The 26118-nt window shown below is 64.7% G+C and carries 23 protein-coding genes; 3 read left to right on the top strand and 20 right to left on the bottom strand.

What is annotated here, in order from left to right; genetic code table 11:
* The 8 genes from I6F09_RS21170 to I6F09_RS21135 all read right to left on the bottom strand — a co-directional run bounded on the left by I6F09_RS21170 (window position 1) and on the right by I6F09_RS21135 (window position 7885).
* A complete protein-coding gene (locus I6F09_RS21170; RefSeq protein WP_109144828.1) occupies window positions 1-741 on the bottom strand; it encodes an ABC transporter ATP-binding protein in 741 nt (246 codons plus the stop codon).
* The gene (locus I6F09_RS21165) at window positions 738-1586 is read right to left on the bottom strand and encodes an ABC transporter ATP-binding protein (RefSeq protein WP_210235505.1); all 849 of its coding nucleotides are present in this window, start codon (window positions 1584-1586) and stop codon (window positions 738-740) included. The genes I6F09_RS21170 and I6F09_RS21165 overlap by 4 nt, the downstream gene beginning before the upstream one ends.
* Window positions 1586-3409: an ABC transporter permease gene (locus I6F09_RS21160; protein ID WP_036006935.1), complete on the bottom strand. Its 1824-nt coding sequence runs from the start codon at window positions 3407-3409 to the stop codon at window positions 1586-1588. The genes I6F09_RS21165 and I6F09_RS21160 overlap by 1 nt, the downstream gene beginning before the upstream one ends.
* 54 nt (window positions 3410-3463) lie before the next feature.
* Complete coding sequence (locus I6F09_RS21155; protein ID WP_036027466.1) at window positions 3464-4621, bottom strand: ABC transporter substrate-binding protein; 1158 nt, start codon at window positions 4619-4621, stop codon at window positions 3464-3466.
* Between the two features lie 58 nt (window positions 4622-4679).
* Window positions 4680-5255 (bottom strand): alkylhydroperoxidase domain protein, encoded by a 576-nt coding sequence (locus I6F09_RS21150; protein ID WP_225184708.1) that lies wholly within the window; start codon window positions 5253-5255, stop codon window positions 4680-4682.
* An 11-nt stretch (window positions 5256-5266) separates the two neighbouring features.
* On the bottom strand, window positions 5267-5866 hold the full coding sequence (locus tag I6F09_RS21145) for a CMD domain protein (RefSeq protein WP_225189045.1): 600 nt from the start codon (window positions 5864-5866) through the stop codon (window positions 5267-5269).
* Window positions 5867-5904: 38 nt separating this feature from the next.
* Window positions 5905-6942, bottom strand: a complete 1038-nt coding sequence (locus I6F09_RS21140) for a putative FMN-dependent luciferase-like monooxygenase (RefSeq protein ID WP_225188958.1) — start codon at window positions 6940-6942, stop codon at window positions 5905-5907.
* Between the two features lie 160 nt (window positions 6943-7102).
* Window positions 7103-7885: a MetQ/NlpA family ABC transporter substrate-binding protein gene (locus tag I6F09_RS21135; protein WP_225188957.1), complete on the bottom strand. Its 783-nt coding sequence runs from the start codon at window positions 7883-7885 to the stop codon at window positions 7103-7105.
* A 333-nt stretch (window positions 7886-8218) separates the two neighbouring features.
* Here I6F09_RS21135 and I6F09_RS21130 point away from each other — a divergent pair, with 333 nt between their 5' ends.
* Entirely contained in the window at window positions 8219-10006 is a 1788-nt protein-coding gene (locus I6F09_RS21130; RefSeq protein ID WP_057026455.1) for a peptide ABC transporter substrate-binding protein, read from the top strand.
* A gap of 285 nt (window positions 10007-10291) precedes the next feature.
* Here the strand turns inward: I6F09_RS21130 and I6F09_RS37740 are convergent, their stop codons facing one another.
* From I6F09_RS37740 to I6F09_RS21075, 11 genes are all read right to left on the bottom strand, one after another.
* Window positions 10292-10570: a DUF2934 domain-containing protein gene (locus I6F09_RS37740; protein ID WP_036006918.1), complete on the bottom strand. Its 279-nt coding sequence runs from the start codon at window positions 10568-10570 to the stop codon at window positions 10292-10294.
* A 129-nt stretch (window positions 10571-10699) separates the two neighbouring features.
* Entirely contained in the window at window positions 10700-10885 is a 186-nt protein-coding gene (locus tag I6F09_RS21120) for a hypothetical protein (RefSeq protein WP_074447556.1), read from the bottom strand.
* On the bottom strand, window positions 10882-11043 hold the full coding sequence (locus tag I6F09_RS21115) for a DUF2934 domain-containing protein (protein WP_074447557.1): 162 nt from the start codon (window positions 11041-11043) through the stop codon (window positions 10882-10884). Before I6F09_RS21115 ends, I6F09_RS21120 begins: the two co-directional genes overlap by 4 nt.
* Window positions 11044-11335: 292 nt before the next feature.
* On the bottom strand, window positions 11336-13354 hold the full coding sequence (locus I6F09_RS21110) for a S8 family serine peptidase (RefSeq protein ID WP_225188956.1): 2019 nt from the start codon (window positions 13352-13354) through the stop codon (window positions 11336-11338).
* A 47-nt stretch (window positions 13355-13401) separates the two neighbouring features.
* Window positions 13402-13632 (bottom strand): hypothetical protein, encoded by a 231-nt coding sequence (locus I6F09_RS21105; protein ID WP_036006916.1) that lies wholly within the window; start codon window positions 13630-13632, stop codon window positions 13402-13404.
* A 61-nt stretch (window positions 13633-13693) separates the two neighbouring features.
* Window positions 13694-14842: a hypothetical protein gene (locus I6F09_RS21100; RefSeq protein ID WP_225188955.1), complete on the bottom strand. Its 1149-nt coding sequence runs from the start codon at window positions 14840-14842 to the stop codon at window positions 13694-13696.
* 97 nt (window positions 14843-14939) lie between these two features.
* Window positions 14940-15764 carry a BTAD domain-containing putative transcriptional regulator gene (locus I6F09_RS21095; protein WP_050996197.1) on the bottom strand — a complete coding sequence of 275 codons (825 nt, stop codon included), beginning with the start codon at window positions 15762-15764 and terminating at the stop codon, window positions 14940-14942.
* A 449-nt stretch (window positions 15765-16213) separates the two neighbouring features.
* Window positions 16214-17389 carry a Gfo/Idh/MocA family oxidoreductase gene (locus I6F09_RS21090; RefSeq protein WP_225188954.1) on the bottom strand — a complete coding sequence of 392 codons (1176 nt, stop codon included), beginning with the start codon at window positions 17387-17389 and terminating at the stop codon, window positions 16214-16216.
* 17 nt (window positions 17390-17406) lie between these two features.
* On the bottom strand, window positions 17407-18462 hold the full coding sequence (locus tag I6F09_RS21085; protein ID WP_225188953.1) for a sugar phosphate isomerase/epimerase family protein: 1056 nt from the start codon (window positions 18460-18462) through the stop codon (window positions 17407-17409).
* A 141-nt stretch (window positions 18463-18603) separates the two neighbouring features.
* Window positions 18604-20724 (bottom strand): glucans biosynthesis glucosyltransferase MdoH, encoded by a 2121-nt coding sequence (mdoH, locus tag I6F09_RS21080; protein ID WP_225189044.1) that lies wholly within the window; start codon window positions 20722-20724, stop codon window positions 18604-18606.
* Window positions 20712-22217: a glucan biosynthesis protein G gene (locus tag I6F09_RS21075; protein ID WP_225188952.1), complete on the bottom strand. Its 1506-nt coding sequence runs from the start codon at window positions 22215-22217 to the stop codon at window positions 20712-20714. Before I6F09_RS21075 ends, mdoH begins: the two co-directional genes overlap by 13 nt.
* A 153-nt stretch (window positions 22218-22370) precedes the next feature.
* Here I6F09_RS21075 and I6F09_RS21070 point away from each other — a divergent pair, with 153 nt between their 5' ends.
* Both I6F09_RS21070 and I6F09_RS21065 read left to right on the top strand, forming a co-directional pair.
* Window positions 22371-22508: a hypothetical protein gene (locus I6F09_RS21070; RefSeq protein ID WP_157785121.1), complete on the top strand. Its 138-nt coding sequence runs from the start codon at window positions 22371-22373 to the stop codon at window positions 22506-22508.
* 23 nt (window positions 22509-22531) lie between these two features.
* Window positions 22532-23356, top strand: a complete 825-nt coding sequence (locus I6F09_RS21065) for an SDR family NAD(P)-dependent oxidoreductase (protein ID WP_225188951.1) — start codon at window positions 22532-22534, stop codon at window positions 23354-23356.
* Window positions 23357-23600: 244 nt separating this feature from the next.
* Here the strand turns inward: I6F09_RS21065 and I6F09_RS21060 are convergent, their stop codons facing one another.
* Complete coding sequence (locus tag I6F09_RS21060) at window positions 23601-25313, bottom strand: tetratricopeptide repeat protein (protein ID WP_225188950.1); 1713 nt, start codon at window positions 25311-25313, stop codon at window positions 23601-23603.
* Between the last annotated feature and the right edge of the window lie 805 nt (window positions 25314-26118).

Here is a 26118-nt window from a genome sequence, read left to right as displayed (position 1 = left end):
TCAGGCCGCCTCGGAGCCGCCGAGATAGGCGTCGCGGATGCGGGGGTCGTCCTTCAGTGCGCGCGCGGGGCCAGACAGCACGATCTTGCCGGTCTGCAGCACATAGGCCTCGTGCGCGATCTCGAGCGCGAGGCTGGCGTTCTGCTCAACCATGAAAACCGAGACGCCCGCCTGGTTGATGCTGCGGATCAGCTCCAGCACGCGATCGACATAAAGCGGCGACAGGCCCATGGTCGGCTCGTCCATCACGATCATGCGCGGGCGGCTCATCAGCGCGCGCGCCATCGCCACCATCTGCTGCTCGCCGCCGGACAGCGAGCCGGCGCGCTGCGACAGCCGCTGGCCGAGCTTCGGGAACAGCGTCAGCATCCTGTCGAGATCCTGCGCGATGGCGTCGCGGTCATTGCGCACGAAGGCGCCCATCAGGATGTTCTCGCGCACGCTCATGTCGGCGAACAGCCGCCGCGCCTCCGGCACCGAGCCGATGCCGCGGCGGACGATCTGCGGCGTGGAGAGCCCGATCAGCGAAGCGCCGTCGAACGTCACCTCGCCCGAGCGCGGCTTCACCAACCCTAAGATGATCTTCATCGTGGTCGACTTGCCGCTCGCGTTGCCGCCGAGCAGGCAGACGATGTGGCCGCGCGCAACCGTGATCGACAGGTCGAAATGCACCTGGGCCTGGCCGTAGAAGGTGTTGACGTTCGACAAAGCCAGCAGCGGTTCGGGACCAGAGTTCGTCATGCCGCGCTCTCCTGCTCCGCCGCCCCTGATAGCCCATGGCCGAGATACGCCTCGATCACCTTGGGATCGCTCCGCACCTGCTCGCCCGGCCCTTCCGCGATCTTCTTGCCCTCGTCCATGACGATGACGCGGTCGGACAGGCGCATCACCATCTCCAGCTTGTGCTCGATCAGCAGGATGGTCAGCCCTTCGGCTTTCAATTCGGCGACGAGCCCCTGCATCTCCGCGGTCTCGGTCGGGTTCATGCCGGCGGTGGGCTCGTCGAGCAGCAGCAGCCGCGGCTTCAGCGCGAGCGCACGCGCGATCTCGACGCGGCGGCGGTTGGCGTAAGACAGACTATAGGCGGGCTGGTCGATGCGCGGCAGCAGCCGTTCGCCGAAACGCGCGAGGATGGCCTTCACCTCCTCGCGCAGCCGCTCCTCCTCGGCCCTGACGCGCGAGGGACGCAGCAAGGCCAGACCCAATTCCAGCAGCGGGCCGATCACCGGCACGGCCGGCTTCACCGCGCGCAGCCGCGTGTGCGCGCCGATCAGGACATTGTCCATGACGCTGAGATTGCCGAACACGCGGCCGAGCTGGAAGGTGCGCGCGATGCCTTCGGCCGCGAGCCGCTCCGGCGACAGGCCGGTGATATCCTGCCCTTCGAAGCTGACGGTGCCGGCATCGGGCCGATCCAGCCCGGTGACGAGATTGAACAGCGTCGTCTTGCCGGCGCCGTTCGGGCCGATGATGCTGATCAATTCGCCCTTGGCAAGATCGAGGTCGATCGTATCGACGGCGGTGAGGCCGCCGAAACGGCGCGTCAGGCCGCGCAGGGACAGCATGGCGTGAAGCTGCTTCTCCATCAGACCGTTCCCAACAGGCCCTGCGGCCTGAACCGCACCAGCAGCAAGAGAACGATGCCGTAGATCAGGATGCGATACTCCGCCGCGATCCGGAACACTTCGGGCAGGCCGACCAGCGCGACCGACCCGACGATCGCGCCGACGACGTTGCCGAGGCCGCCGAGGATCACGACGGTCAGCGCCAGGATGGATTGCTGCGTGTTGAAGGTCTCGTGGTTGATGTAGGAATAAAGATGCGCGGCGATGCCGCCGCTGACGCCGGCGGCGAAGCCGCCGAAGATGAAGGCGATCGACTTGTAGCGGTTCAGGCTGAGGCCATAGGCGCGCGCGGCGATGTCGTCGTCGCGGATGGCACGAAAGCTGCGGCCGAGATGCGAGGTGAGCAGCCGCCCCTGCAACAGCGCGAGCACGACCATGACCGCAAGGCTGAACCAATAGACCGAGGTCGGGCTGATCAGGTCATAGCCGAACAGCGACAGCGGCGGGATGCCGGAGATGCCGATCGGGCCGCGCGTCACGCTCTCCCAGTTCAGGATCACCAGCGCCACGATCTCGCCGATCGCGAGCGTCGCGATCGACACGTAATGCCCGCGCAGGCGGAAGGACGGCGAGATCAGGAGCGTGCCGAGCGCGGCGCTCATCAGGCCACCGCCGATGACGGCAAGTCCGGCCGGAACGGCCAGCGTCAGCGACAGCAATGCGGAGGTGTAGGCGCCGATCGCAAGCAGCGCAGCATGCCCGAGCGAGACCTGCCCCATCGTGCCCGCAACCAGCGTCAGGCTGAGCGCGAGCATACCGAGCAGCCAGGCGTTGATCAGGGTCTGGAGCACGTAGAAGGACACCGGAAACAGCGGCAGGATCGCAAAGCCGGCAACCGCGACCAACAGCGCCCAGCGGGGAATATTCACCGGGCGGCTCGGCGCGATGAACGTGCCGGTGAGCGGCTCGGGCGGCGCCTGCCGTGCGCTGACGAACAGGCCGTTCGGCCGCAGCACGAGCACGACGACGAGCAGCAGGAACGCGAACAAGTTGCGGTAGCTGGTGCCGAGCACGGCGACGCCGTAGCTCTCGACGAGGCCCAGCAGCAGGCTGCCGATCACCGCGCCCGGCACGTTGCCGGCGCCGCCGACGACTTCCGCGACAACGCCCTTGAGCGTCGCCTGAAGGCTCATCGCCGTGTCGATCTGGTTGTAGTACATGCCGACCAGCATGCCGGAGACGCCGCCGAGCGCCGCCGCGATACCGAACACGGCCTGATTGACCCGGTTGACGTCGACGCCCATCTGCATGGCGGCGTCGCGGTCCTGCGCGGTGGCACGCACGGCCCAGCCGAGCTTGGTGTAACGCAGGAACACGAACAGCAGCAGCGCACTGGTGAGGCCGACGCCGGCAATGAGCAGATCAAGCGGCCCGATCGTCCCGCCACCGACCTGGAAGCGGACATCGGGCAACTGGCTCGGCAGCGCGCGCGGATTGGGCGAGAAGATCAGCATCACCAGTTGGTCGAGCACGAAGCTGATGCCGATGGTCGCGAGCAGCGGCGCGATGCGCACCGAGTTTTGCAGCGGCCGCAGACCGAACCGCTCGATGATCAGACCGACGATCGCCGCGGCCACGGCGACCACGATGATGGTGAGAGGCAGCGGCGTGTGCAGCTGCACCACCGCGATCCAGCCGATATAGGCGCCGACCAGATAGATCGACCCTTGCGCGAAGTTGATCAGCCGGCTGACGCCGAAGATCAGCGCAAGCCCGACTGCAACGAGCGCGTAGACATTGCCGACGATCAGCCCGTTGATGGTGTGGTCGAGCCAGGAGGACACGCAGCATTCCTAATCAGGGAGAAAGCGGCCGGAGCGATCGCTTCGGCCATCACATCAGGTCGGCTTGCCGTCCCAGAGCGCGAACTGGCCCTTGCGCACGACGAGCTCGGCATTCATCGCGCCCTTGACGCGGCGGCTCTCGACGTCGAACGTCGCCTGACCGAAGATGACGCTGGAGACGTCCTTCACCTTGGCGAAGGCATCGCGGATGGCGCGGCGGTCGGTGCCGCCGATCTTCACCACGGCAGCGGCCATGTTCATCGCGTCATAGGAATAGGCGTTGAAGGCGTCGGGCTCCTGCCCGTTGTACTTGGCCTTGAAGCCGTCGATGAACTTCCTCACCTCGGGCCGCGGATCTTGCGGGAAATAGCGCGTGCCGAGATGGACGTCCTCGACCGCCTCGCCCCCGAGCTCGATGAATTTCGGCGAGTACACCGAGCTGGCCGCGCAGATCGTCTGCTTCAGGCCGACCTGGCGGGCCTGGCGCGCGATCAGCGCGCCGTCGGAATAATAGGAGATCAGGATCAGGCCGTCCGGGCTGGCGTCGCGCACGCGCACCAGAGTGGAGCGGAAGTCGCGTTCCTCGGCGATGTAGCCCTCGGTGATCGCGACCTCGGCGCCGTATTCCTTGGCCGCCTTGACGAAATGATCGCGGCTGGTGCGGCCCCAATCGGTGTTGAGGTGCAGCACCGCAAGCTTCTTCAGACCGAGCCGCCTGACGGCGTAGGACGCCAGCAGTGGCTGCTCGTCGGCCTGGCTCACGGACGTGCTCCACATGAAGTCACCGCCCTTGGTGAAGTCGGGGTGCGAATTGGTGAAGCCGAACTGCACCAGGCCGCCGCGCTGATAGATCGGGGAGGCCGCCATCGAGGCGGGGCTGGAGAAATCGCCGAGCTCCATGACGATGCGGGGATCGGAGACGAATTTCTGGGCGATCGCGACCGACTGGCGCGGATCGCTCTGGCTGTCCTCGAACTGGTAGGCGAGCTTGCGGCCGTTGATGCCGCCGGCGGCGTGAATCTCGTCGAGCGCGAGATCAAAGCCCTGCTTCCACTGCGCGCCATATTGCGCGTTCGGTCCCGTGAGGGGGCCGCTGACGCCGAGCAGGATCGGCTCGGCGGATTGCGCCAGTGCGGCGCGCGAGAAGGCTGTGCCAGCCATCATGGCGGCGAGCGAGCCTTTGACCAGGGTACGGCGATCGATGTTGCTCATTCACGGCTCCATCCATTCAATGTTGATACAGCAGCAATTCTCGTGCCGGTAAGATTGCCTATTTCGAGGGCTCGCCGAGCGACAGCATCAGCCGGTTCGCCCAGTTGAAGAACGAGGCGCCGTTGATGACGTCGACGATCTCGGCGTCGTCGAGACCGGCGCGGCGCAGCTCGGCGATATTGTCAGGCCCGAATGCGATCGGCGTTGCGGCCAACGCCACCGAGGCCTTGACCACCGCATTCCAGCGCTCGCCGAGATCGGCCCCAACGCCCTCGTCGAGCAGGCGCTGGACGTCGTCGCGCCGCTTGGAATAGGTGCTGGCGAAGCGCGCATGCACGGAGGCGCAATAGATGCAGCCGTTGTAGCGCGAGGTCGCGGCAGCGGCGAGCTCGCGCTCGGCGCGCGGCAGGCCGTCGGCGACGTTGTAGAAGATGTCCTTGTCGGTCTTGGTGCGGGCTTCCAGCACTTCGGGATCGCGCACCAAAAGACGAAAATATTCCGACTTGGCGCGGGCACGGTCGACGAGGCCGGCGTAGTGCCGCTCGGTCAGCTCGGCCTCGGGCAGAGGGTCGATCCACGAGACCCAGCCGAGCTCGTCCTGGGTGAAGGCGACGGGCGGATTGACGGTGCTCATGATTGGACCTCCTACGCGTTCGCTGCGGCGAGCGTGCGCAGGCCGCTGACGACGCGCACCTGGAACGACAGGAACGCAACGAGCTGGGACAACGTGACGATGCCGGTGGATGACCAGCCGGCAGCCAGTAGCGCCTTCATGTCGGCGGACGCGGCATCGCGCGGGTGGAAGACAAGGAGGTGCGCGTGCTCCAATGCTGCAACCAGCCGGGCGCCGAGGACCGGCTTGCGCTCCGCGCTGACGCGATAGATCAAGCCGGCCTTGTTCTCGATCGACAACGGACCGGCCGGATAGGCGCCGTATGGGCCGGAGGTCTTGCCGCGCTCGATCTCGGCGTTGATCGCATCGAGCAGAGGCGCGCCATCCGCAGTCGCGGCAAGCTTGTCGCGATAGAAGGCGGCGACGGGGGACTGGCCATGGAGCCCGGTCACGAAGGCCGCGACCGCGGCGCGTGCGGCCAGCGAAAAATCGCCGGCCTCGATCGGCTCGAACAAAGCGAGATAGCTCTTCTGCGCATTCTCGCGCGCCTGCAGGCGGCGCGCGCGGATGGCGTCGAGCGTGGAGCCGGGCTCGATGCCGGCGAGCGTGTCGATGATGTCTTGCGTTCCCATCATTCAGCCTCGTGCAACGCGTTTTTCGTTCATTCCGGCTAACCTGCGAGGACAATGTCTTTGGCGGCCGTCCGGGTCCAGCCCAGCACTGGGGCGACCTTGTCGGCGACGAGCTCGATCGAGCGCAGGACGTCAGGATGCGGCGCATCGACCGAATGCACCTGGAAGACGAGATCGGTCACCCGTTCCAGCGTGGCGTCGGTGCGGAGCGAGGCAATGACGTGGTTGGCATCGCCGACATGGGTGTCGAACGCGGTGATCATCTCCTCCAGCGTCTCGCCCGGAGGGGGATGTCCGCCCTTCATGAATTGCGGCAGCGCGCGGCGCAGCCCGATATCGGCAAGCCGCAGCGCCTCGCGATGGTCGTCGGCGACGAAGATGCTGCGCGAGGCCATGATGCGCGGCTCGCAGCCCGGCGGCAGCGCGGCGAGATAGGCGTCGATGATCGGGTTCTGGATCTCGGCGAGCGTCGCGTTCGGCGCGTCCTTGGCCCGCGGCTGCGTGCGCGAGAGCAGGAGGCCGTCGCCGGCCTTGCCGGCGCGGGCGCCGCCGGCAACGGAGAACGTCGCCTGCCAGATGCGCTTATCCAGTTGCGGCCGCTGCGGATAAAGCGTGTCGCCGCCATTGAGCGGCTCGCCGGTCAGGGCCTTGCGGACGATGTCCAAATTGCGGGCAAAGATCTCGTTGCGCTGGGCGCTGTCGAGGCCGAAAGCGGCGAAGGCCGACGGGTTGCCGCCGGTGCCGACGCCGAGCTCGAAGCGGCCGTTGCAAAGGAGATCGAGCACCGCGGCGTCCTCCGCCACCCGCACTGCGTTCTCCAGCGGCAGCGTGACGATGCCGGTGCCGAGGCGGATGCGCGAGGTCTGCGCGGCCGCATAACCCAGGAACGTGAAGGGCGACGGCAGGCCGCCCTCGCGCTCATGGAAATGATGCTGAGCGATCCACGCGGAATCGAGCCCGGCCTTCTCGGCGCGCACGATCTGCTCGGCGGCGAAGCGATAGCGGTCCGCCGCCGGCGCCTCGTCGAGCAGCCGCGTGAAGAAGCCCAGACGTTTCAGGTTGGCAAAGCGTTTCATACGATCCCTGTCGGGCGAGGATGGGCCCCGATGATGTCGGTTGCCGCAGTTCCCGACAAGCGGGCATTACGCAGGGCACATACGCAAGATTCCTGCGCAAGGCTGATCGCAAGGCTGCCCGCCGGATCGCCTTCATGTGGACTCTGGGCGGGCAGATTGCCTACCAGCTCGGCAGCACCGCGCCCTTGAACTTGGTCAGGACGAACTCCTTGACCTCAGGCGTGTGGTAACTGTCCACGAGGATCTTGACCCAAGGCTTGTCCTTGTCGGCGCTGCGCACCGCGATCAGGTTGACATAGGGCCCCTTCGGGTCCTCGCGCAGGATCGGATCCTTGACCGGATCGAGGCCCGCCTGGGTTGCATAGTTGGTGTTGATCGCGGCGGCATCGACGTCGTCGAGCGCGCGCGGGGCCTGCGCCGCGTCGACCTCGATGAACTTCAGCTTCTTGGGATTGTCGGTGATGTCGAGCACGGTCGGCTTGAAGCCGGTGCCGTCCTTCAGCTTGATCACGCCCTTGTCGCGCAGCAGCAGCAGCACGCGGCCGCCATTGGTCGGGTCGTTCGGGATCGAGACCTTGCCGCCCGCGGGGATGTCGCCGAAGGCCTTGTGCTTCTTCGAATAGACGCCGATCGGGAAGTTCACGGTCAGGCCGACGGATTCGATCTTGTAGCCGCGGTCGGCCTTCTGGTTGTCCAGGTAAGGCTGGTTCTGAAACGAATTGGCCTGGATCTCGCCGGCATCGAGCGCGGCGTTCGGCACCACGTAATCGGAGAACTCCAGGAGCTGGATGTCGAGGCCCTGCTTGGCGGCGATCGGCTTCACGGCTTCGAGGATCTGCGCATGCGGCCCCGGCGTCACGCCGATCTTGATGGTCTCGGCCGCGGCTGCGGCGGACCATGCGGCCAGCACGGCAGAGAGAACCAGGGGAAGGCGAAACGGCATCTTGGTCTCCTTGGGTCTTGCGGCAACGGACCCGTATTCCCTTTTCTGCGGTGCGAAATCAATGAAATGGAAATCCATATTGTCCGCGGCTCGGGGCCAGCCTTTCTCCATTCGGCCGCAAACGGAAAACGAATGCAGAGTGCGACAAAGTGCGCGCGCGTAACCCGGATGAAGCGCCGCGCAAGCAGGGCTGCTGCCGCTCGTGGCAAGAATCCCGGATTGCACTTTCGTTCCATCCGCAGCCGGGCCGGCGTCCTTCTCTTTGACTCCACCACGCCCGACGTGCTGAGTTAGCGCGCACTGAGCCGGTGGCGACGAAGTGGGGATCATCCAATGAACGAGAACGAAATCCGCAATCTGGTCGCAGAGGTGAAGCAAGGCACGCTGTCTCGGCGCTCATTCATCAGGACAATGGCCGCGGTCGGAATCGCAGCGCCGATCGCGAGCCAGATCCTGGTCTGGCACGACGTCGCGATGGCTGACGCCACGCTGCCGTACAAGCCGGCCAAGGCCGGCGGCGGCGGCACGCTCAAGATGCTGCTCTGGCAGGCGCCCACCCTGCTCAATCCGCATTTCGCGCTCGGCACCAAGGACCAGATCGCCTCGCGCATCTTCTTCGAGCCGCTCGCCGGCTGGGACAAGGAGGGCAACCTCATCCCCTGCCTCGCCGCCGAGGCGCCGACCAAGGCGAACGGCGGCCTTGCGGCCGACGGCATGAGCGTGATCTGGAAGCTGAAGCGGGGCGTGACGTGGCATGACGGCAAGCCCTTCACCGCCGACGATGTCGTCTTCACCTGGCAATACGCCGCAGATCTCGCCACCGCGGCCTACACCACGGGCTCCTACAAGGACATCAAGGTCGAGAAGATCGACGACCACGCTGTCAAGGTGATCTTCCGGGCGCCGACGCCGTTCTGGGCCGATCCGTTCGTCGGCTCGGTCGGGATGATCCTGCCGAAGCATCATTTCGGCGAGTATGTCGGGGCCAAGTCGCGCGAAGCGCCGGGCAATCTGAAGCCGGTCGGCACCGGCCCGTACAAATTCGTCGAGTTCAAGCCGGGCGACATGATCCGCGCCGAGCGCAATCCCGACTATCACATCAAGAACCAGCCGCATTTCGACATGGTCGAGATCAAGGGCGGCGGCGACGCGGTGTCCGCGGCGCGCGCCGTGCTGCAGACCGGCGAGTACGACTTCGCCTGGAACATGCAGGTGGAGGAGGAGGTCCTCAAGCGCATGGAGGCCGGCGGCAAGGGCAAGCTCGAGATCACGCCTTCCGGCAATGTCGAGTTCATCATCCTCAACACGACGGATCCCTGGACCGAGGTCGACGGCGAGCGCTCGAGCGTCAAGACCAAGCATCCGACGCTGTCCGATCCCGCCGTTCGCCGCGCGATCAACTTCCTGATCGACCGCGATTCGATCCAGAAGTTCATCTACGGACGCGGCGCCATCGCCACCGCGAGCTTCGTCAACGCGCCCAAGCAGTTCAAGTCGCCCAAGCTGAAATACGAGTTCGACATCGACAAGGCCAACAAGATCCTCGACGAGGCCGGCTGGACCAAGGGCGCGGACGGCATCCGGGAGAAGGACGGCAAGAAGCTCAAATACGTATTCCAGACCTCGACCAACGCGCCGCGCCAGAAGACGCAGGCCATCATCAAGCAGGCGTGCCAGAAGGCCGGCATCGACATCGAGATCAAGGCGGTCACCGCCTCCGTGTTCTTCTCCTCCGACGTCGGCAATCCCGACACCTACTCGAAATTCTATGCCGACATGGAGATGTACAACACGACGCAGCCGCAGCCCGATCCGGAGCGCCTCTTGAACCAGTGCGTGTCCTGGGAGATCGCCACCAAAGACAACAAATGGCTCGGCCGCAACAATTCGCGCTATTCCGATCCCGAAGCCGACAAGGCCTACAAGGCCGCGCAGAACGAGCTCGATCCGGTCAAGCGCGCCGCGCTGCTGATGAAGGTCGACGAGATCTTCTGCGAGGCAAACGTGTTCCTGCCCCTGCTCTCGCGCCACGTCGTCAACGCCGGCGCCAACAATTTGATGATCGACATCTCCGGCTGGGACACCATCACGTGGAACCTGGCGGCGTGGTACCGGACCTGAGGGGCTCGTGAGCGCGCTGATGGTTGCAGCGCAGCGCGGCCGTCAGAACGTGACGGCGAATCCTCTCCACTGTGTGCTCCAGATCACAGCGGAATCGCGCACCATCGCCTACAAGGATCGGGCATGGCCGCAAACAAGGTAACGGCGGTACGCACGAGGCTGGGAAGACGATCAACAGCTACGGACTTTGCGACGCCGCCAGGGTGAAGAACCCGGCGGCTTTTTTCTTGCTCGCGCGACCGGCACCTGCGGTCCGCGCGCAGAGGACGGAGATACCGCCCGGCGCTATGAAGCGCCCGAGCTCTTTCGCTCCTCGCGTTCATCTTCGATCTGACGTTCGGCTTCCAGCCAGAACTCCAGCTCGCGATTGCTCGGCCGTCCCGCCTGCTCCCAGAGCTCATAGGCGCGTGTGCGCACCTTGCCACGGCGCATTATGCGAAGCAGCTTTCGTTTCAGTTCCTCCGCGAAGCTCCTGAAGCGTTGTCCGGTGGTTTCATCCCTGACGAGCGAGGCCGCTCGCGTTGCGAGTTCGATCTGGTGCTCTAGCTTCTTCTGCTCGTCCACCACCGAAACTGCCGCGGAAAGAATTGTTGTCGGAGCCGTGCGGACACTAAATTCCTTTCCGGGATGGTCCGTTCCCTGAGGTGCAGCGTTTCGGAAGTGACCAGCCGAGCAGGCATCGGTTGGGCGCCGCTAGTGCCACGTCGTGTCGGCTTCGACGATCACCACCCTGATTTCAGGGTCCTCGGTCGTGTTGCAGGAGCAGGGCATGCCCTCGCCACAGCGGCAGCCGCCGAGCTTCTCGCTCCAGACCCGGAGCGGATGGTTTTCGCAGACCCATCCAAGACCCTGGCAGAATGGGCAGGTCTTGTCGGTCACAGCGTATCCGGCGTCCGCAGCGTGCTCGACCTGTCCTCGTTGCGCAGCTCCTGCTCCGCCGCGTGCCAAAATTCCTCCTCGCGCCCTTCGGGCTTGCCCGCCTGCTCCCACAATTGGTGCGCGCGTTCTCTGATCTCTTGCTCGGTCGGCTCGGACAATTGCACCTCCTGCTTGGAAGCACGGCCCCACCCAGGGGGGTATGGGGGGCTTGGAGGCGGGGCCGTGCAGGCCAGCGATCGGCGGCGATGCTGACCCGCGGAGTCAAGTTTCGATCGGGCGCGAGAGTTCCAAGCTGCGCCTGTGCGGCACGACGCCGCGAAGGAAAATCCAGGACGCGGCAAACAATCCACCATGTTCCCAAGGCGAGCGGCCGCAGCAATTGCCTCAAGGCAGTCGGCACTCGGGGCACAGCTGCTGCTGTGCCCCTTTCTGAGATGCCAAGGACGCGCGTTAGAGCAATCCCACCCTGTGCATGATTTCCCGGATCTGCGCCGGATTCGGATCCACCATCATGGGCGCGACTGCCGCGCCTGCGGTCTGTGCGGGACCGTGAGCGACGGAGCTCGATCCGTTCTTGATCGGATCGACGGACTGCAGATTCATTGCGGCCGCCGTTTGTGCCGGACCGCGCGCCACGTGGATCGCACTGCCGTGCACGGGATCGGCGGACGGCGGCGGCGACCCCACGGGAACCATGCTCGGCGCTTCGACCGACTGCAATCCAAGCAGACGCCGCAACGTTGCCAGCGCAGGATCGGTAGCGGCGGCGATCACCGGGGCGACGCCGGTTTCCAGGCCGAGTGCCCGCATCACGTTCGGCAATCCCGCGCCGGTCCGATTTGGGTCGCCAAACTGCAGCGGCGTCGCGGTTTCCTTCAGAATTTGGAACAGCCGCTCGACACGGCGTGCGTCGCGATTCTGAAAGTTGCCTTTGGTGAAGTCTGGATGATGCGCCAGCACCAGCGCGGCCAGGCCCGTGACATGGGGAGTCGCCATCGAGGTGCCGTCCCATGCTCCGAAGCCATCGGCGGGAAGCGACGAGACGATCGCCACACCAGGCGCGCAGACGTCGACCTCCGGACCGAAGCAGGAGAACTTTGCCGGAAAATATCCGTCGCGGCTCTGGAAGCCGTCGAGGGCCTGCTGCGAATGATAGCTGTCGTTGGGGAATTCGCCCCACTTGCCGATCGCGGCAACCGCCAGGCAATGCGGCGTCGACGCGGGAAACTGCACCGGCCCCGAGGAATTGCCCGCGGCGATGATGCAGGCCATACCCATTTGCTTGGCCCGGATGATGCGTTCCTCGATAATGCGCGAAGGCTCGCCGCCGCCCAGGCTCATATTGGCAACATCGATGCCATGCTCCATGCAGTAATCGAGCGCGGAGACGAGATCGCTGAACCGGCCGCCGGGGAAGATGCGGCAGACGTGGATTTCCGCCGCGGGAGCGAAGCCGCGGATGCCGCCACCGGCGCCGACGGGTCCGCCAGCGATGATTCCAGCGCAATGCGATCCGTGGCCGATCGTATCGACGGTCCAGGCCGCCTTGTCGGTCCCGACGATACTGGTGCCTGCCGTGATGCCGTGCAGATTGCGATGGGTCGGCGCCAGGCCGGAATCGATGACTGCGATCTTCATGCCGGCGCCATCGAAGGACGGAGGCAGACGATCAAGGCCCATCGCGCGCTCACCCCATCCCATCAATTGCTGGCCGGGGAAATTCCGCAACACCGCGCCGAGCGCCCTTACAACGATCCGGTTGACGCTGTTAGGAACGAGCTGCGGACGATCGAGCCAGAAGGTCCAGTAGTCGATCTTCGGTTTGACCAGGATCGAGCGGATGGTCTCGGGTCTTTCGCCTTGCAGGGTCACTGTGGCGCGGCCGGTGGCGTCGGTGATGCCTTGGGCCGGCCACATGCTGCCGAACACATAAACCTCGGCTTCAGGCAGCGGACCATCCTGGCCCAGCACTTCGATCGTGGTCGTGAAGCCGTCGGCCAGCGGTGTCAGCACCCCCGGATTGGGCAGCTGCGGCGTGGTCGGATCGAGCATGTAGCTCAGCCGCTCGTCGCGCTCCACCGCGCAACGCTGTCCCGCCTGGGTCTGCAGCAACTTGGCCTTGTCAGGAGTCATCTTGGCGAGGACCAGCGGGCTGAGCGGCACTTGTCCGAGCTCTGCGCTCTGAAATCCGAACAGGCGCGGCGGAGAGACCGTTTTCACCACTTCGATGTCGGGACTGTTGCTGAGCTGCTGAGTCAGGAAATCGACGCTGAAGGTCGCAAGCCCGGGCTGCTGCTGCGGCGCGATCATGAATTGCGCCGGGCGCGCTGCGATCGTTGCGGGCTCCTGCCCCCGTGACGATGATGGAGCGGTGCCCTGGTCCGGAACGGACCCGTTGCCGTTCATCGCGGCTTCGGTCGCGTCGTGCTCGCCCTGCGTGGAAGTTCCTGATTTGCCTTTCGTGGCCATCTGCGGCCTCCTTGATGTTTTGCGTGTCCAATGTTTGCCCACCGACGTCAGTCGGCATCGAATGGCTTCAGCGCTGAATCCGGTTCGACCACCAGCGTGGCAAACGTCGATTTCAGGCGATCGGCCTGTGTGGTCGTCATCGACAAGATGACGACATCGGGTGCGACTTGCGCGACTCGCTTCACGCCGGGTTCACGCTGCAAGTGTTCGTTGAGCTCACCGGATTGGACCGGGCCTCCCTGCACGATGAATTGCTGCGACGCGGTTGAATCGGCCATCTGGTTTCCATTCACGTCTAAGCGCAGAGGGCGGGCTTGCGCCCGCCCCCACGCGTTGGGTCTAGTGCATCGTGCCAGCGGGCTGGCCGGCGTTGAAGACTCCGAGCTGACGGCCGATATCGAGGCCGGTCTGGGCGCCCTGGCCGATCTTCTTCAGCACGCTCCAGAAGCCCTGCAGCTCGATGTCGGAGACCTGCGCCGCCGCGGGCTGCAGGCCGGGCTGGGCGCTGAACACGCCGAGCTGCTTGCCGACATCCAAGCCGGTCTGCACGCCCTGGCCGATCTTCTTCAGCACGCTCCAGAAGCTCTGCAGCTCCATGTCGGAGACTTGCGCCGCCGCGGGTTGCAGGCCGGGCTGGGCGCTGAACACGCCGAGCTGCTTGCCCACATCCAAGCCGGTCTGCACGCCCTGCCCGATCTTCTTCAGCACGCTCCAGAAGCCCTGCAGCTCCATGTCGGAGACCTCCGCCGCCGCGGGCTGCAGGCCGGGCTGGGTGCTGAACACGCCGAGCTGCTTGCCGACGTCCAAGCCGGTCTGCACGCCCTGGCCGATCTTCTTCAGCACGCTCCAGAAGCTCTGCAGCTCCATGTCGGAGACTTGCGCCGCGGCAGGCTGACCGCCGGGGCCGGCACTGAACACGCCGAGCTGGCGACCGATATCGAGGCCGGTCTGGGCACCCTGGCCGATCTTCTTCAGCACGCTCCAGAAGCTCTGCAGCTCGATGTCGGAAACCTGCGCCGCGGCGGGCTCCAAGCCGGGCTGGGCGCTGAACACGCCAAGCTGCTTGCCGACATTCACGCCGGTCTGCACGCCCTGACCGATCTTCTTCAGCACGCTCCAGAAGCTCTGCAGCTCCATGTCGGAAACCTGCGCCGCCGCGGGCTCCAGGCCAGGCTGGGCGCTGAACACGCCGAGCTGCTTGCCGACATTCACGCCGGTCTGCACGCCCTGGCCGATCTTCTTCAGCACGCTCCAGAAGCCCTGCAACTCCATGTCGGAGACCTGCACGGTACCTTGCATGTCCGGACCGGCCGAGAACGGCAGGAAGCCACCACCGATGTTGCCGATCGCGCCGCCGATCTGCTTCCCCTTCTTGCCGCCGAGCAGGTTGCCGATAACGCGTCCGGCCGCGCCGCCGAGGATCGAGCCGAAGATCCCCTGCGGGTCCAATTGGCCGTAGTCCTCAGTCTGTTGCTGAAATCCAGTCATGTTCAAAATCTCCTGATGAAGTGCTTGAGCCGTGAGCGACACGCGCTCCCCACAGGGAGGCGGGATCACTGCGCACGATTGTGCGAGCGGCTGAAGGCTACGACAGGGATCGTGATGCAGGCGTCACGTCGAGCGTGAAAGTTGCGTCAGAATTCTTATCGCGAGGCAATTTGAGTGAAGTAGATCTCACAGCGGCTCGGAACGTGTGCCGGATTTCGAGCTGCAGCCGTTCCGTCTCTCGCTCCGGCGCTGCGCGAACCTCGCGCCACAGTACGGAGCGGCAGAGATCGTACTGACGGAGCGCATCGGTCCGGCGGCCTTGCTGCGCGTAACAGCGCATCAAGATGCGATGGATCTCTTCCTGCAACGGGTCGATTGCGAGGATCCGTAGCGCGAGTGCGATCGCGATATCCATGTGTTCGCGCCCGCCGGAGTCGAGCAGGCCCGCAAGCGCCCGCATCGCCTGGGTCCGCAGTCGCTGGCGCTCGGCAGACAGCCAGGCCTCGAATTGGCATGAAGTCGAGCCGATGCCCTCGAGAAGGTCGCCGCGATAAAGCACCGCCGCGCGGGCCAGACGTTCGGGATCCCCTCCCGTCAAAAGCCGCTCGAATTCCCCGACATCGGTGCTGATGCTGTTCGGACAGATGCGTATATCATCGCGATCGGCCAGAATCACATCCGAATATCGCGGCAGCTCACGCCGCAACGTGAGCAGGGCTTGTCGAAGACTGGCGCGCGCGCGATCGCCGAAATGACCGTCCCACAACAGCGTCGCGAGCTTGCCGCGCGAAATGGCGCGAGGGGAACTGAGCGCCACGTAGCCCAGGAGAGTTGCAGCCTTGCGACTGGGGATCAACACCGACTCGCCGGTCGCACACACGACCTCGACACCGCCGAAGAGATTGATCTGGAGCAGCGACATTGTCCTTTTCCTTCGGTCATTGTCTTCTGTCCCTCATTCTATCCAGGGGCGAACATTCTTCTTATGATCATGATCACTAGGACACGGACAGCGCCGATTGGCCGCACATCGTCGATCAGACCGGATGCTCTTACGGGCACCATACAATCTAGGTTAGACAAAGCAATGGAACTCGCCTTGGCTCCGCGTCAGCAATTTGTGAGAGCGGAAATTTCAGATGTGTGAGGTAGCCCATAGTCAGCATGCAAATTGCAGGCGCCACAATTGCTCGCATTTGATGCATCTTTCGTGCGGACGCCGGACGCCGCAAGCTGTCGCATGACGTGACGCACCGAATGCCGTGCAAGTTGTCCCACTCGACGGTACTCGACAAAGCGAAGTCATGGGTCATGATTGCATCCATATAGAGCAGATCCGTCGACAACGGGTTCCGCGGCTTCGCGACCGCCTTACGTCATCCGAACCCAGACGCCATTACCCGCGGACGACTTCACCGCAGCCTCGATCAACTTCACGCCGGCGAGGCCATCCTCGACCGTCGGGAAGACGACATCGGGATGCGGCTTTTCACCGGCCGCTGCCGCGCGGATGGCGCGCGCCGCCTCGGCATAGATCGTTGCGAAGCCTTCAAGGTAGCCCTCAGGGTGGCCTGATGGGATGCGGCTAACGCGGGCGGCCTCGCCCATTGCGCCGGCTCCGCCGCGGGTCAGGAGCTGCCTGGGCTTGCCGTAGGGTGTGAACCAGAGATGGTTCGGATTCTCCTGCGCCCATTCGAGGCCGCCTTTGCTGCCGTAGACGCGCAGCGTGAGCCCGTTCTCGTTGCCGACGGCAACCTGACTCGCCCACAGCATGCCCTTGGCGCCGCCCTTCCACTTCAGGAGGATCTGGACATCATCGTCGAGCGGCCGCCCCTCGACGAAGATCGACAATTGGGCGAGCAATTCGTCGAGCTCGAGCCCGCTGACGAAGCAGGCAAGATTGTAAGCATGGGTGCCGATGTCGCCGATGCACCCGCCGGCGCCGGACCGGGACGGGTCGGTGCGCCACGCCGCCTGCTTCTGGCCGGTGGTTTCCAATGGCTCGGTCAGCCAATCCTGCAGATACTCGACCTTGACGAGACGGATCTCGCCGAGATCGCCATTCGCGACCATGGCGCGCGCCTGCCGGACCATGGGATAGCCGGTGTAATTGTGCGTGACGGCGAAGATCCTGCCGGTCTTCCTGACCAGCGCCACCAGTTCCTCGGCGTCCGCAACGGTGGTCGTCAGCGGCTTGTCGCAGATGACGTGGATGCCGGCTTCGAGGAAAGCTTTCGCAACCGGGCGGTGCATGTGGTTGGGCGTCACGATCGAGACCGCCTCGATGCCATCCGCCCTCGCCGCTTCAGCCCGCGCCATCTCCTCGAACGAGCCATAGGCCCGGCCGTCGGCGATACCGAGCTCCTTTGCGGACGTCTTGGCGCGAACCGGATCCGACGCGAGCGCGCCGGCGACCAGCTCGAACTGGTCGTCGATGCGCGCGGCAATGCGGTGGACGGCACCAATGAAGGCGCCCTGGCCACCGCCGACCATCCCGAGCCGGATACGACGATGGCCGCCGGTTTCGTTGCTTGCTTCGATCGCCATGTTGCACCCTCTTTTTTTTAGGAGATGCCGAGCATCTTGCGGTTGGCAGCCGCGTCAGCGCCGCTGCCTGCGAAATCGTCGAAGGCTTTCTCCGTCACCCGGATGATATGGTTTCGGATGAACTCGGCGCCCTCGGCCGCGCCTTGCTCGGGATGTTTCAGGGCACACTCCCACTCGAGCACCGCCCAGCTGTCGTAATCGTATTGCGTGAGCTTGGAGAAAATGGCGCCGAAATCGACCTGACCGTCGCCGAGTGAGCGGAAGCGGCCGGCACGGTCGACCCAGCTCTGGAAACCGCCATAGACGCCCTGGCGACCGGTCGGATTGAATTCGGCGTCCTTGACGTGAAACGCCTTAATGCGCTGGTGGTAGATGTCGATGTAGTCGAGATAGTCGAGCTGTTGCAGCACGAAGTGCGAGGGATCGTAGAGCAGGTTCGCGCGCGGATGATTGTTCACCCGCTCGAGAAACATTTCGTAGGAGACACCGTCGTGGAGGTCCTCGCCAGGATGGATCTCATAGGCGAGATCGACACCGTGCTCGTCGGCATAGTCGAGGATCGGCCGCCAGCGCCTGGCGAGTTCGTCGAAGGCGGTCTCGATCAGGCCGGCGGGGCGCTGCGGCCAGGGATAGACATAGGGCCAGGCAAGCGCGCCGGAAAACGTTGCCTGGGCCGTCAGCCCGAGCCGCCGGGACGCCAGGATGGCGCGCTTGACCTGATCGACGGCCCATTCCGTGCGGGCCTTGGAATTGCCACGCACGTCCGGCGCGGCGAAGCCGTCGAACGCCGCATCATAGGCCGGGTGAACGGCGACGAGCTGGCCTTGCAGATGGGTCGAAAGCTCGGTGATGGAAAGCCCGTGCCGAGCCGCAACACCCTTCACCTCGTCGGCATAGGTCTGAGACTCCGAGGCTTTGTTCAGGTCGAAGAGCCGCCCATCCCAACTCGGAATCTGGATTCCCTTGTAGCCAAGCGAGGCGGCCCATCCGCATATGGCATCGAGCGAATTGAACGGCGCCGCATCGCCAGCGAACTGAGCGAGGAATATCGCAGGCCCTTTGATCATCTTCATCGCGTGCTTCCTTCCTTGGACGTTTTTGGGCGCTTTCCGCGCACTTGGTTCGAGGATGCCGGCCATCAAGGGAGAGAGCAATACCGGACTATGCAACGAGAAAAGCTTCAAACGGCCGCAGGACAGATCCAGGCCGCAGCTTCATCGCTTCTGCAACACGCTGGAAAGCGCCGGACCGTCGTTCAAGATCGAGAAGATTTCTCGCGAGGATAGATGCTCTGCGGCCTCCTCGAAAGTTTCGCTTGCATCGACCTTGGCACGGCCGACCGCCAGGTTGGCGTCGACCGTGTCGGGCCTGGTGGCGCGAGGAGGCAGCAACTGCGCGAGGTGGAAGGCCAGGAGCGCGGGGTCTTGGCGCAGCTCCACCAAGGCGGGGCTGCCCCCTACGTCTGCCGACGCGCTGAGTTCGTTCGCTCGCCGCAGCACGGAAGGCGGCTCTCGTTCTTCGGGAGTAACAAACAATCTTCCGAAGGCGGGCATGGCGGTCAGCGCGCCTATGGGAACGGCGAACAGCAGCCCAACGATGACCGGCGACATCCAAAGCAGAAGGGGCACCGAAACCGCGTACGCGCTTGCGGCCATCGCAACGCCGCACAGGGTTGGAATGCCGTACTTCCGATAGAGTTCACGGCGCTCCACCGTGCCGTCGTCGCGCCTCTGGGTCTGCCAGCCGGCATCGCGGCCGGCCAGAATCTCGACGACGGCGATCGACTGAAAGATCATCATCACCGGCGCCATCAGCGCGGACACGACGATCTCTGCGAGAACTCCGGCCGAAGCACGCAACGCGCCGCCGAACTGGCGTCTCACCGAGCCCCGCATCCAAACGAGGACCAGGCTGAGCAGCTTCGGCAACAGCAGCAACCCCATGGTGGCGACGAACACCCAGATGGCGAGCACGGGATCCTGGGCCGGCCAGGTCGGAAACAACGAGAACCCCTTCGGAAAATACTCTGGCCGCACGAAGCGGGCCTGCAGCGAGATCAGCATTCCCAGCAGCAGGAACAGCAGCCACAGCGGCGCCGTCAGGTACGCTCCTATGCCCACCATGAAATGGACACGCGATACCCAGTGGAGGCCCCGCGCTGGCACGACAGCCAGATGCTGAAGATTGCCCTGACACCAGCGTCGGTCGCGCGCCGCAAAATCGAGCAGCGAAGGCGGCACCTCTTCGTAGCTCCCGCCGAGCGTCGGCAGCATGTAGATGCCCCACCCGGCCCGCCGCATCAACGCAGCCTCGACGAAATCGTGGCTCAGGATGTGCCCGCCGAATGGCTTGCGCCCGCGCAACTGCGGCAGCGCAGCCGATTCCGCGAACGCCTTCACCCGGATGATCGCGTTGTGGCCCCAGTAATTACCTTCCGAGCCGTGCCACCAGGCGACGCCGGCGGCGATCATCGGTCCGTAGAGGCGGCCCGCGAATTGCTGGACCCGGCTGAACAGGCTTCGCGCGTTGACGACCATGGGGAGCGTCTGGACGAGGCCGGCGCTCGGATTGCTCTCCATGGCATGGACCAGTCGGACGATGGTCTGCCCGCTCATGAGACTGTCGGCGTCGAGCACGATCATGAAGTCGTAGGCGCCGCCGAACCGCGTGATCCACTCGGAGATGTTGCCGGCTTTCCGAGCCGTGTTGTCGGCTCGATGGCGATAGTACAGCCTGGGCGTTCCGACGGCTTGTCGCAGCACGAGGAGCGCTTTTTCCTCGGCGACCCAGATGTCGGGATAGGTGCTGTCGCTCAGAACGTACCAGTCGAACAGCCTTCCTTGGGAGGTCGTCTCCAGGGATTCGATGATCGCGCGAAGCCGCGCCGTCAATCGGTGCGGATCTTCATTGTAGGTGGGAAGCAGCATGGCGGTGCGGCTTGCGATCGCAGGCAACTCCGCCTCTGGCGCGAGGGCGCCTGGACGATGGGCCAGCAGCACGAAGAAGCCGGCCAGCGCGGAGGCGAACGAGAAGGCGACCCAGGCGAGCAGGACCAGGAACAGCGCCAGCACCATGGCTTCAAGGATGGTGACGCCGCCGACCTGCAGCACGCGATACATCTCATATCCGCCGGCCGCCGTGAGCGCCGCCGTCGAGAGCAGGATGAGGCCGCGCCGCCAGGCCATTGCGGGGGCAACCGGCGCAGGAATACGGTCCGCTACCAGGCTTTTTCCGAGGTCGCCAGGAGCCATCGGAAGGGGGGCCTCCGTCGGCAGCAGGCGCTGGGTCGCGATATCGCCGGCAATCGGCCGCGGTGCAGTGCTCAGGGTGCCCATCGGTAGACCCAGATTTCCGACAAGGGCTTGTCGCCTTCTGCCAGAAATGCCCGCAGCTCGATCGGTTCGCCTTTGACCCGGCACTGGAAGCTGAGCCGCCAGCCACCGGTGTAGGGATTGGGCTGCGTGACGATGTTCTTCACCTCGGACTTCTCCGCCGTCACCACGCCTTTGACACCGGCAGGATCGACGCCCTTGAGGTTGTCGCCATGCAGATCGAGCACGAACAGGCGCGCATCTCCGCCCCTCGCTCCTATCCCGCTTCGCGTGAATCTGGCCAGCGAATGCGGCTTCGGGCTATCTGGCCCCCAATGCAGCCGATAGGTGTAGTTGTGTTCGCCCTTGGCCTGGAGCGGGCTTTTCGGGCGCCAGAATGCGGCAATGTTGTCGTGGATCTCCTCCTTGGTCGGGATCTCGAACAGCACGACGCCGCCCTCGCCCCAATCGCCGATCGGCTCCATCCAGAGGCTTGGGCGTTTTTCGAAACTGGATTCGATGTCCTGGTAGGCGAAGAAGTTTCTCTCCCGCTGCATCAGCCCGAAGCCACGCGGATTGAGATCCTGGAAGGTGCTGATCTGGAGATCGCGGGGATTGCTGAGCGGCCGCCAGAGGCTTTCGCCCTTCCCGTTGAAGATCGCAAGGCCATCGGAATCGTGGACGGAGGGGCGGAAATCGTCGATGTCGTTGCGGTCGTTCGGACCATAAAAGAACATGCTGGTCATGGGCGCGAGACCGGCGCGCGGCATCTCGACGCGCGGGTAGACCGACATCTCGACGTCGAAGACCGTCGTGTCCCCGGGGCGCACCGTGAACCGGTAGCTCGCGGCGCAGCTCTTGCTGTCGAGCAGAGCATGAATCACCAACGAGGTCGCACCCGGCGCCGGCCGCTCGAGCCAGAAGGCCTTGAACAGCGGAAATTCCTCGCCCTTGGCTTCGCCCGTATCGATCGAAAGTCCCCGGGCGGAGAGCCCGTACGTCTGCCCCTTGGCCACGGCGCGGAAATAGCTCGCCCCGAGGAAGACGCAGACCTCGTCGTAATAGTCGGGACGGTTCATCGGCGCATGGATGCGGAAGCCCGCGAACCCGAGATCGCTGTCCTCGAACGGCGGGACCTTCTCGCCGAAGGAGAAGTCCGCCTTGCGGTACTTGAGCTCGGATGCCTTTCCGTCCGCGACCTCGAAGATGTTCACTCTGTTCTTGTAGAAGAAGCCGCGGTGGAAAAACTGCGCTTCGAACGGAAGATTCTTGCCGCGCCAGAGCGCCCGCTCGGGCAAAAATCGGATCGAACGATACTGATCGTAGTCCAGGTCCTTCAATCCGCCCGGGAGCTTCTCGTCCGGCGCCTCGTAGGGCTTGCCCGCCAGCCTCCGCGCCAGGTCCCTCACGGTGGACGGCCCGAACATGTCATCCGAAGGGGCGGCCAGACTGCATCGGGAAGCAAGCAGCAACGCCGGCAGCACTGCCGACCCTTGAACAAGCTGGCGTCGGTTCACGTGCTCTCCCCGATCGTTACTGCTGCCCCGGCCAAGCAAACGACCATCACGCCCACGAGTTCCAGCCCGTCCGGCGCCCAACTCGAGGAGCGGCCAAATAGAGGTAAGCTAAATGCCCAAACCGGATGAAATTCGCCGTCCGGCAGTGTCTCTGTGCGAACGCGTGCCATCGAGGGCGCCAGCGCCGTCTTCAAGATCCAGGACATGCCCAAGCCGGTGCTCCGCACGCGGGTGGCGCCGATGTGCCTGGTGCAAGCGCTGGCGATCGGCTTCAATGTCGCAGCGGAGTGACATTTCATAGCAGGAAGAGGATCATGGCATCGCCTGACAGGACGAGGATTTTGGCTGGGCAGGTGGCCCTGGTGACCGGCGCAGGGCGAGGGCTCGGCCGCGCCTTTGCGGAAAAGCTCGCCGCGCTCGGTGCCAGCGTCGCGATACACGGCATGCGCGAGAACGGACCGGCCGAATATGGCGAGGGCACCACGCTCATTGCCGTTGCCGCGGAGATCAGCCGAGAATTCGGCGTGAGCACCGTGCGCGTGCTTGGCGATCTCACCAGGACCAACGATATCTCGCGGGTGATTGCCGAAACCGAGGCCGCTCTCGGTCCGATCGACATCCTCGTGCACAATGCGGGCGGCGATATCGCGGCTGCGGGTGGCAAGCCCGATCCGAACGATGCCGTGAACATCAAGGAAGCCGACATACGGGCCGTGCTGGAGCGGAACCTGCTCTCGACCATCCTGACCTGCCAGGCGGTCGCGAAGGGCATGATGGAGCGGCGGCGCGGCCGCATCGTCACGCTCGGCTCGGTCGCCGCCTTCAAGGGCCGCACCAACGGCTCGATCTATGCGGTGGCGAAGGCCGGCGTGACGCATTACACGCGTTGTCTTGCCGACCAGCTCCGTGCCTACGACATCGCCGTCAACTGCATCGCGCCCGGTGACACCCGCACCGGCCGATTTCTTGGCACCCGAGCGGTCGACCCCAACCGGATGGTCGAGACCGGGACGCTCGACCGCATCGCCACCGTCGACGAGGTCGCGCGCGTGGTCGAGTTTTTTGCAGGACCCATGGGTGCCTTCGTCTCGGGCCAGGTGTTGCGGATCGACGGCGGTGGACAGGCGTGGCCGGCGTGAGCGGCCGAAAATGTCACCATGTCGCAAGTCCGATTGTCGGGCACGATGCGTGACCCGCGGACAGGGCCCTTGCGCCGATGGACCAGGGGGCAACATGCCTCCGACAGGCGCCACTCATTGCAGGCGACCTAGCAGCGCCGTTCGTCCGCGCAAGGATGAGCCGGGATGGGCGGGGTGTACGATATTCCGAAATTCGGCTCAATACCGTGAATTTTGGCCGGCGCGACAGCCAAAGCCTTGCGTCTCATTTCCCGGCAACGAAGTAAAAATCCTGCCGGCCCGAGACCGATCCGTAGCTGAACGGCTTTTGTGCACGATTGGTCGCCTCCATGACGTCGTCACGCACGACGTCGAACAGCCGGCGCACCTCGAGACCGGGCTTGCGCATGTTGTTGACGAACGCCGTGGCGAACGGGCTGTTCCTGCCCTCTCCGTCGAGCGCCATCTCTCCGTCCTTTGCGGCATACACCACCAGCGTGCCCGCCTCGGGCTCGATCGCCGCAAGGCCGCGCGACACCGAACGCGACGCCAGCGTCAGGGTGCGCTTCATCTGGTTGGCGAAGGGATTGTCGCGGCAGGCATCGAGGACGATGAGGCGCAGCCGCTTGGCGCGTTCCGCCGCGTTCAACACCTGGTCCAGCGCCACGGCTTCGAAGCTGACGTCGCGGTCGGAGGCGATCTTCGCGTCGATCGGGATCAGGTAGTTGACGCCGCCGACCTCCATGCCGTGACCGGCGTAATATACCATTGCCCAGTCGGCGATTTCCGCCTGCCTTGCAAAGTCGCGCAGCGCCGCGGTCAACGCATCCTTGCGCAGATCGGTCAGCAGCGTGACGGAATCGAATCCGGTGAGCTTGAGCGTTTCGGCGACGAGCGCCGCATCACGCGCTGGATTGGCGAGCGCTGCGACATTCTCATAAGCGGAGTTTCCGACCACGAGCGCGATGCGCCTGTCATTTCTGCTTGACGGTCCCGGCAACGCGATGACCGACGTGGTGGTGGCGGGAACGGTCTTGATGGACGTATCGTCCAGCGCGGCGAGGCGTTCGCGCGCCTTGTCCATCGCCCATTTCGCGCTGTCGTACTTCTGCGGGGCAGCCAGAGCTGCGTTGAAGTCGGCGCGGGCCTTTGCGACCTCGCCCAGCTTCTCGAACACCATTCCGCGGTTTACCAGCGCGCTCTGATGTTGCGGATCATTGCGCAGCGACTCATTGAAATCGGCGAGGGCTTGATCGTACCTGCCCTGAAGGAGATGGATGTCGCCGCGGTTGTTGTAGGCCAGCGTCGTCCTCGGCAAAAGCCGGATCGCCTCGCTGAAATCGGCCACGGCACGCTCGGACTGGCCGGTGTCCCGATAGGACAGTCCGCGATTGTTGAACGCATAGCCGTAGGTCGGGTCAATGCGAATGACCTCGGAGTATTCGGCGATCGCCCGGGTGTGGTCGCCCTTGCCGGCATAGAGCCGCCCTCGATTGAAGTAGGCGAACTTGAACCTCGGATTGATGCGGATCGCTGCGTTGTAATCCGAAAGCGCGCGCTCGGAATCACCTGCTGCGGCATAGGCCATGCCGCGGTCGTTCAAGGCGTTCAGATTGTTTGCATCGAGCCGGATCGACTGGGTCAGGTCGGCGATGGCCCGATCCACCTCGTTCCGGCGAAGCAGGGCGGCGCCGCGATGCTGCCAGGCAAGCGCGTATTTCGGATCGATGCGGATGGCCTCGCTGAAATCGGAGATGGCGCGATCGTAGTCGCCCTTGTCGCCATATTCGGCACCGCGATTGTCGAACGCCACGGCGTCGCGCCCGCCGCTCTTTGCGATCAGCCGCGAGCACGCGGCGATGCGGTCGTCATGGCCGCGCTGCGCGCAGATGGTCCGATCGTCTGCGGCCGCAGGATCAGCGGCTGCCAGAGAAGTGAAAAAAAAGAAACTGAAAACCAGTGCAATCCGATTCCGCATGGTCGCCACCCTGCCTCCGAGCCGCAGTATAGACAGGAAAGGCGGCCGCGCCTGTGATGGTGATCACAGAGCCGTCGGTTGCCCAAGCTCGGAGCGGGGCATCAACATCACGCAGATGCGGCGGCGTGCCGCGGTCACCCCAGCCACACTTGCCATTCGCCAATCAGCCTCGAATTCCAAAATGCGGGACGCAGCTCCGCGTTCTCGCGGCTGAATTCGCCCGAGTTTTGCCTGGTCACTCCACCCTCTTGAGCCAAGAGGGCACAGGGAAGGCCGGGTGCTGACATCGCACCCGCGGTCCGCTGCGCGAAATGCACACGCAGAAAGAACCGCACAGCAGCATACAGGTGGTGCCGATCACTCGGCCTTCCCTGCGCGATGGTCGGACGGCTTATGCCGCGCTCTCCCGGGAGCCGAGTTCCTTCTGGCCTCCCTCGCGCCTCGCGGAATTCACCGGCACGCGCGCCGGTTGACGCGAGAGCCGCATCCGCAAGAGCTTGACCGTAGCAACGACGGCCAGGACCACACGGTTTTGCAGTACGCACGGCCCGCCATTTCGCCGCAGTTTTCCCTGGCACCGTCGACAGCGCCGGAAACTTGCAAGACGAGACGAGACCTAGCAGCGCCGTTCGTCCGCGCGCGGCCGCGAGCTCACCGGGGACTACCCTCCCTGCCCGCACCTTTCGCGCCCGACGCTGCCGCGTCCACCGCAAGCCCGGCTCGCGATCAAGACGACGACGCGATCGCCCCTCAGGATGAGCCGGGATGAGCGAGGTGTACGATATTTCCGAATTTCGGTAAAGGG

This window comes from Bradyrhizobium sp. IC3195 (genome assembly GCF_020193585.1).
GTDB classification, from domain to species: Bacteria; Pseudomonadota; Alphaproteobacteria; order Rhizobiales; family Xanthobacteraceae; genus Bradyrhizobium; species Bradyrhizobium yuanmingense.
Note: the sequence above shows the minus strand (reverse complement) of the source record. Positions and strands in the feature narration are given on the sequence as shown.

Coding starts and splice junctions, on each gene's coding strand:
- I6F09_RS21155 (WP_036027466.1), bottom strand. CDS start 4,621: ATGAGCAACATCGATCGCCGTACCCTGGTCAAAGGCTCGCTCGCCGCC.
- mdoH (WP_225189044.1), bottom strand. CDS start 20,724: ATGGGCACCCTGAGCACTGCACCGCGGCCGATTGCCGGCGATATCGCG.
- I6F09_RS21150 (WP_225184708.1), bottom strand. CDS start 5,255: ATGAGCACCGTCAATCCGCCCGTCGCCTTCACCCAGGACGAGCTCGGC.
- I6F09_RS21165 (WP_210235505.1), bottom strand. CDS start 1,586: ATGGAGAAGCAGCTTCACGCCATGCTGTCCCTGCGCGGCCTGACGCGC.
- I6F09_RS21140 (WP_225188958.1), bottom strand. CDS start 6,942: ATGAAACGCTTTGCCAACCTGAAACGTCTGGGCTTCTTCACGCGGCTG.
- I6F09_RS21090 (WP_225188954.1), bottom strand. CDS start 17,389: ATGGCGATCGAAGCAAGCAACGAAACCGGCGGCCATCGTCGTATCCGG.
- I6F09_RS21105 (WP_036006916.1), bottom strand. CDS start 13,632: ATGGCCGATTCAACCGCGTCGCAGCAATTCATCGTGCAGGGAGGCCCG.
- I6F09_RS21135 (WP_225188957.1), bottom strand. CDS start 7,885: ATGCCGTTTCGCCTTCCCCTGGTTCTCTCTGCCGTGCTGGCCGCATGG.
- I6F09_RS21110 (WP_225188956.1), bottom strand. CDS start 13,354: ATGGCCACGAAAGGCAAATCAGGAACTTCCACGCAGGGCGAGCACGAC.
- I6F09_RS21100 (WP_225188955.1), bottom strand. CDS start 14,842: ATGACTGGATTTCAGCAACAGACTGAGGACTACGGCCAATTGGACCCG.
- I6F09_RS21085 (WP_225188953.1), bottom strand. CDS start 18,462: ATGAAGATGATCAAAGGGCCTGCGATATTCCTCGCTCAGTTCGCTGGC.
- I6F09_RS21065 (WP_225188951.1), top strand. CDS start 22,532: ATGGCATCGCCTGACAGGACGAGGATTTTGGCTGGGCAGGTGGCCCTG.
- I6F09_RS21130 (WP_057026455.1), top strand. CDS start 8,219: ATGAACGAGAACGAAATCCGCAATCTGGTCGCAGAGGTGAAGCAAGGC.
- I6F09_RS21145 (WP_225189045.1), bottom strand. CDS start 5,866: ATGGGAACGCAAGACATCATCGACACGCTCGCCGGCATCGAGCCCGGC.
- I6F09_RS21170 (WP_109144828.1), bottom strand. CDS start 741: ATGACGAACTCTGGTCCCGAACCGCTGCTGGCTTTGTCGAACGTCAAC.
- I6F09_RS21095 (WP_050996197.1), bottom strand. CDS start 15,764: ATGTCGCTGCTCCAGATCAATCTCTTCGGCGGTGTCGAGGTCGTGTGT.
- I6F09_RS21060 (WP_225188950.1), bottom strand. CDS start 25,313: ATGCGGAATCGGATTGCACTGGTTTTCAGTTTCTTTTTTTTCACTTCT.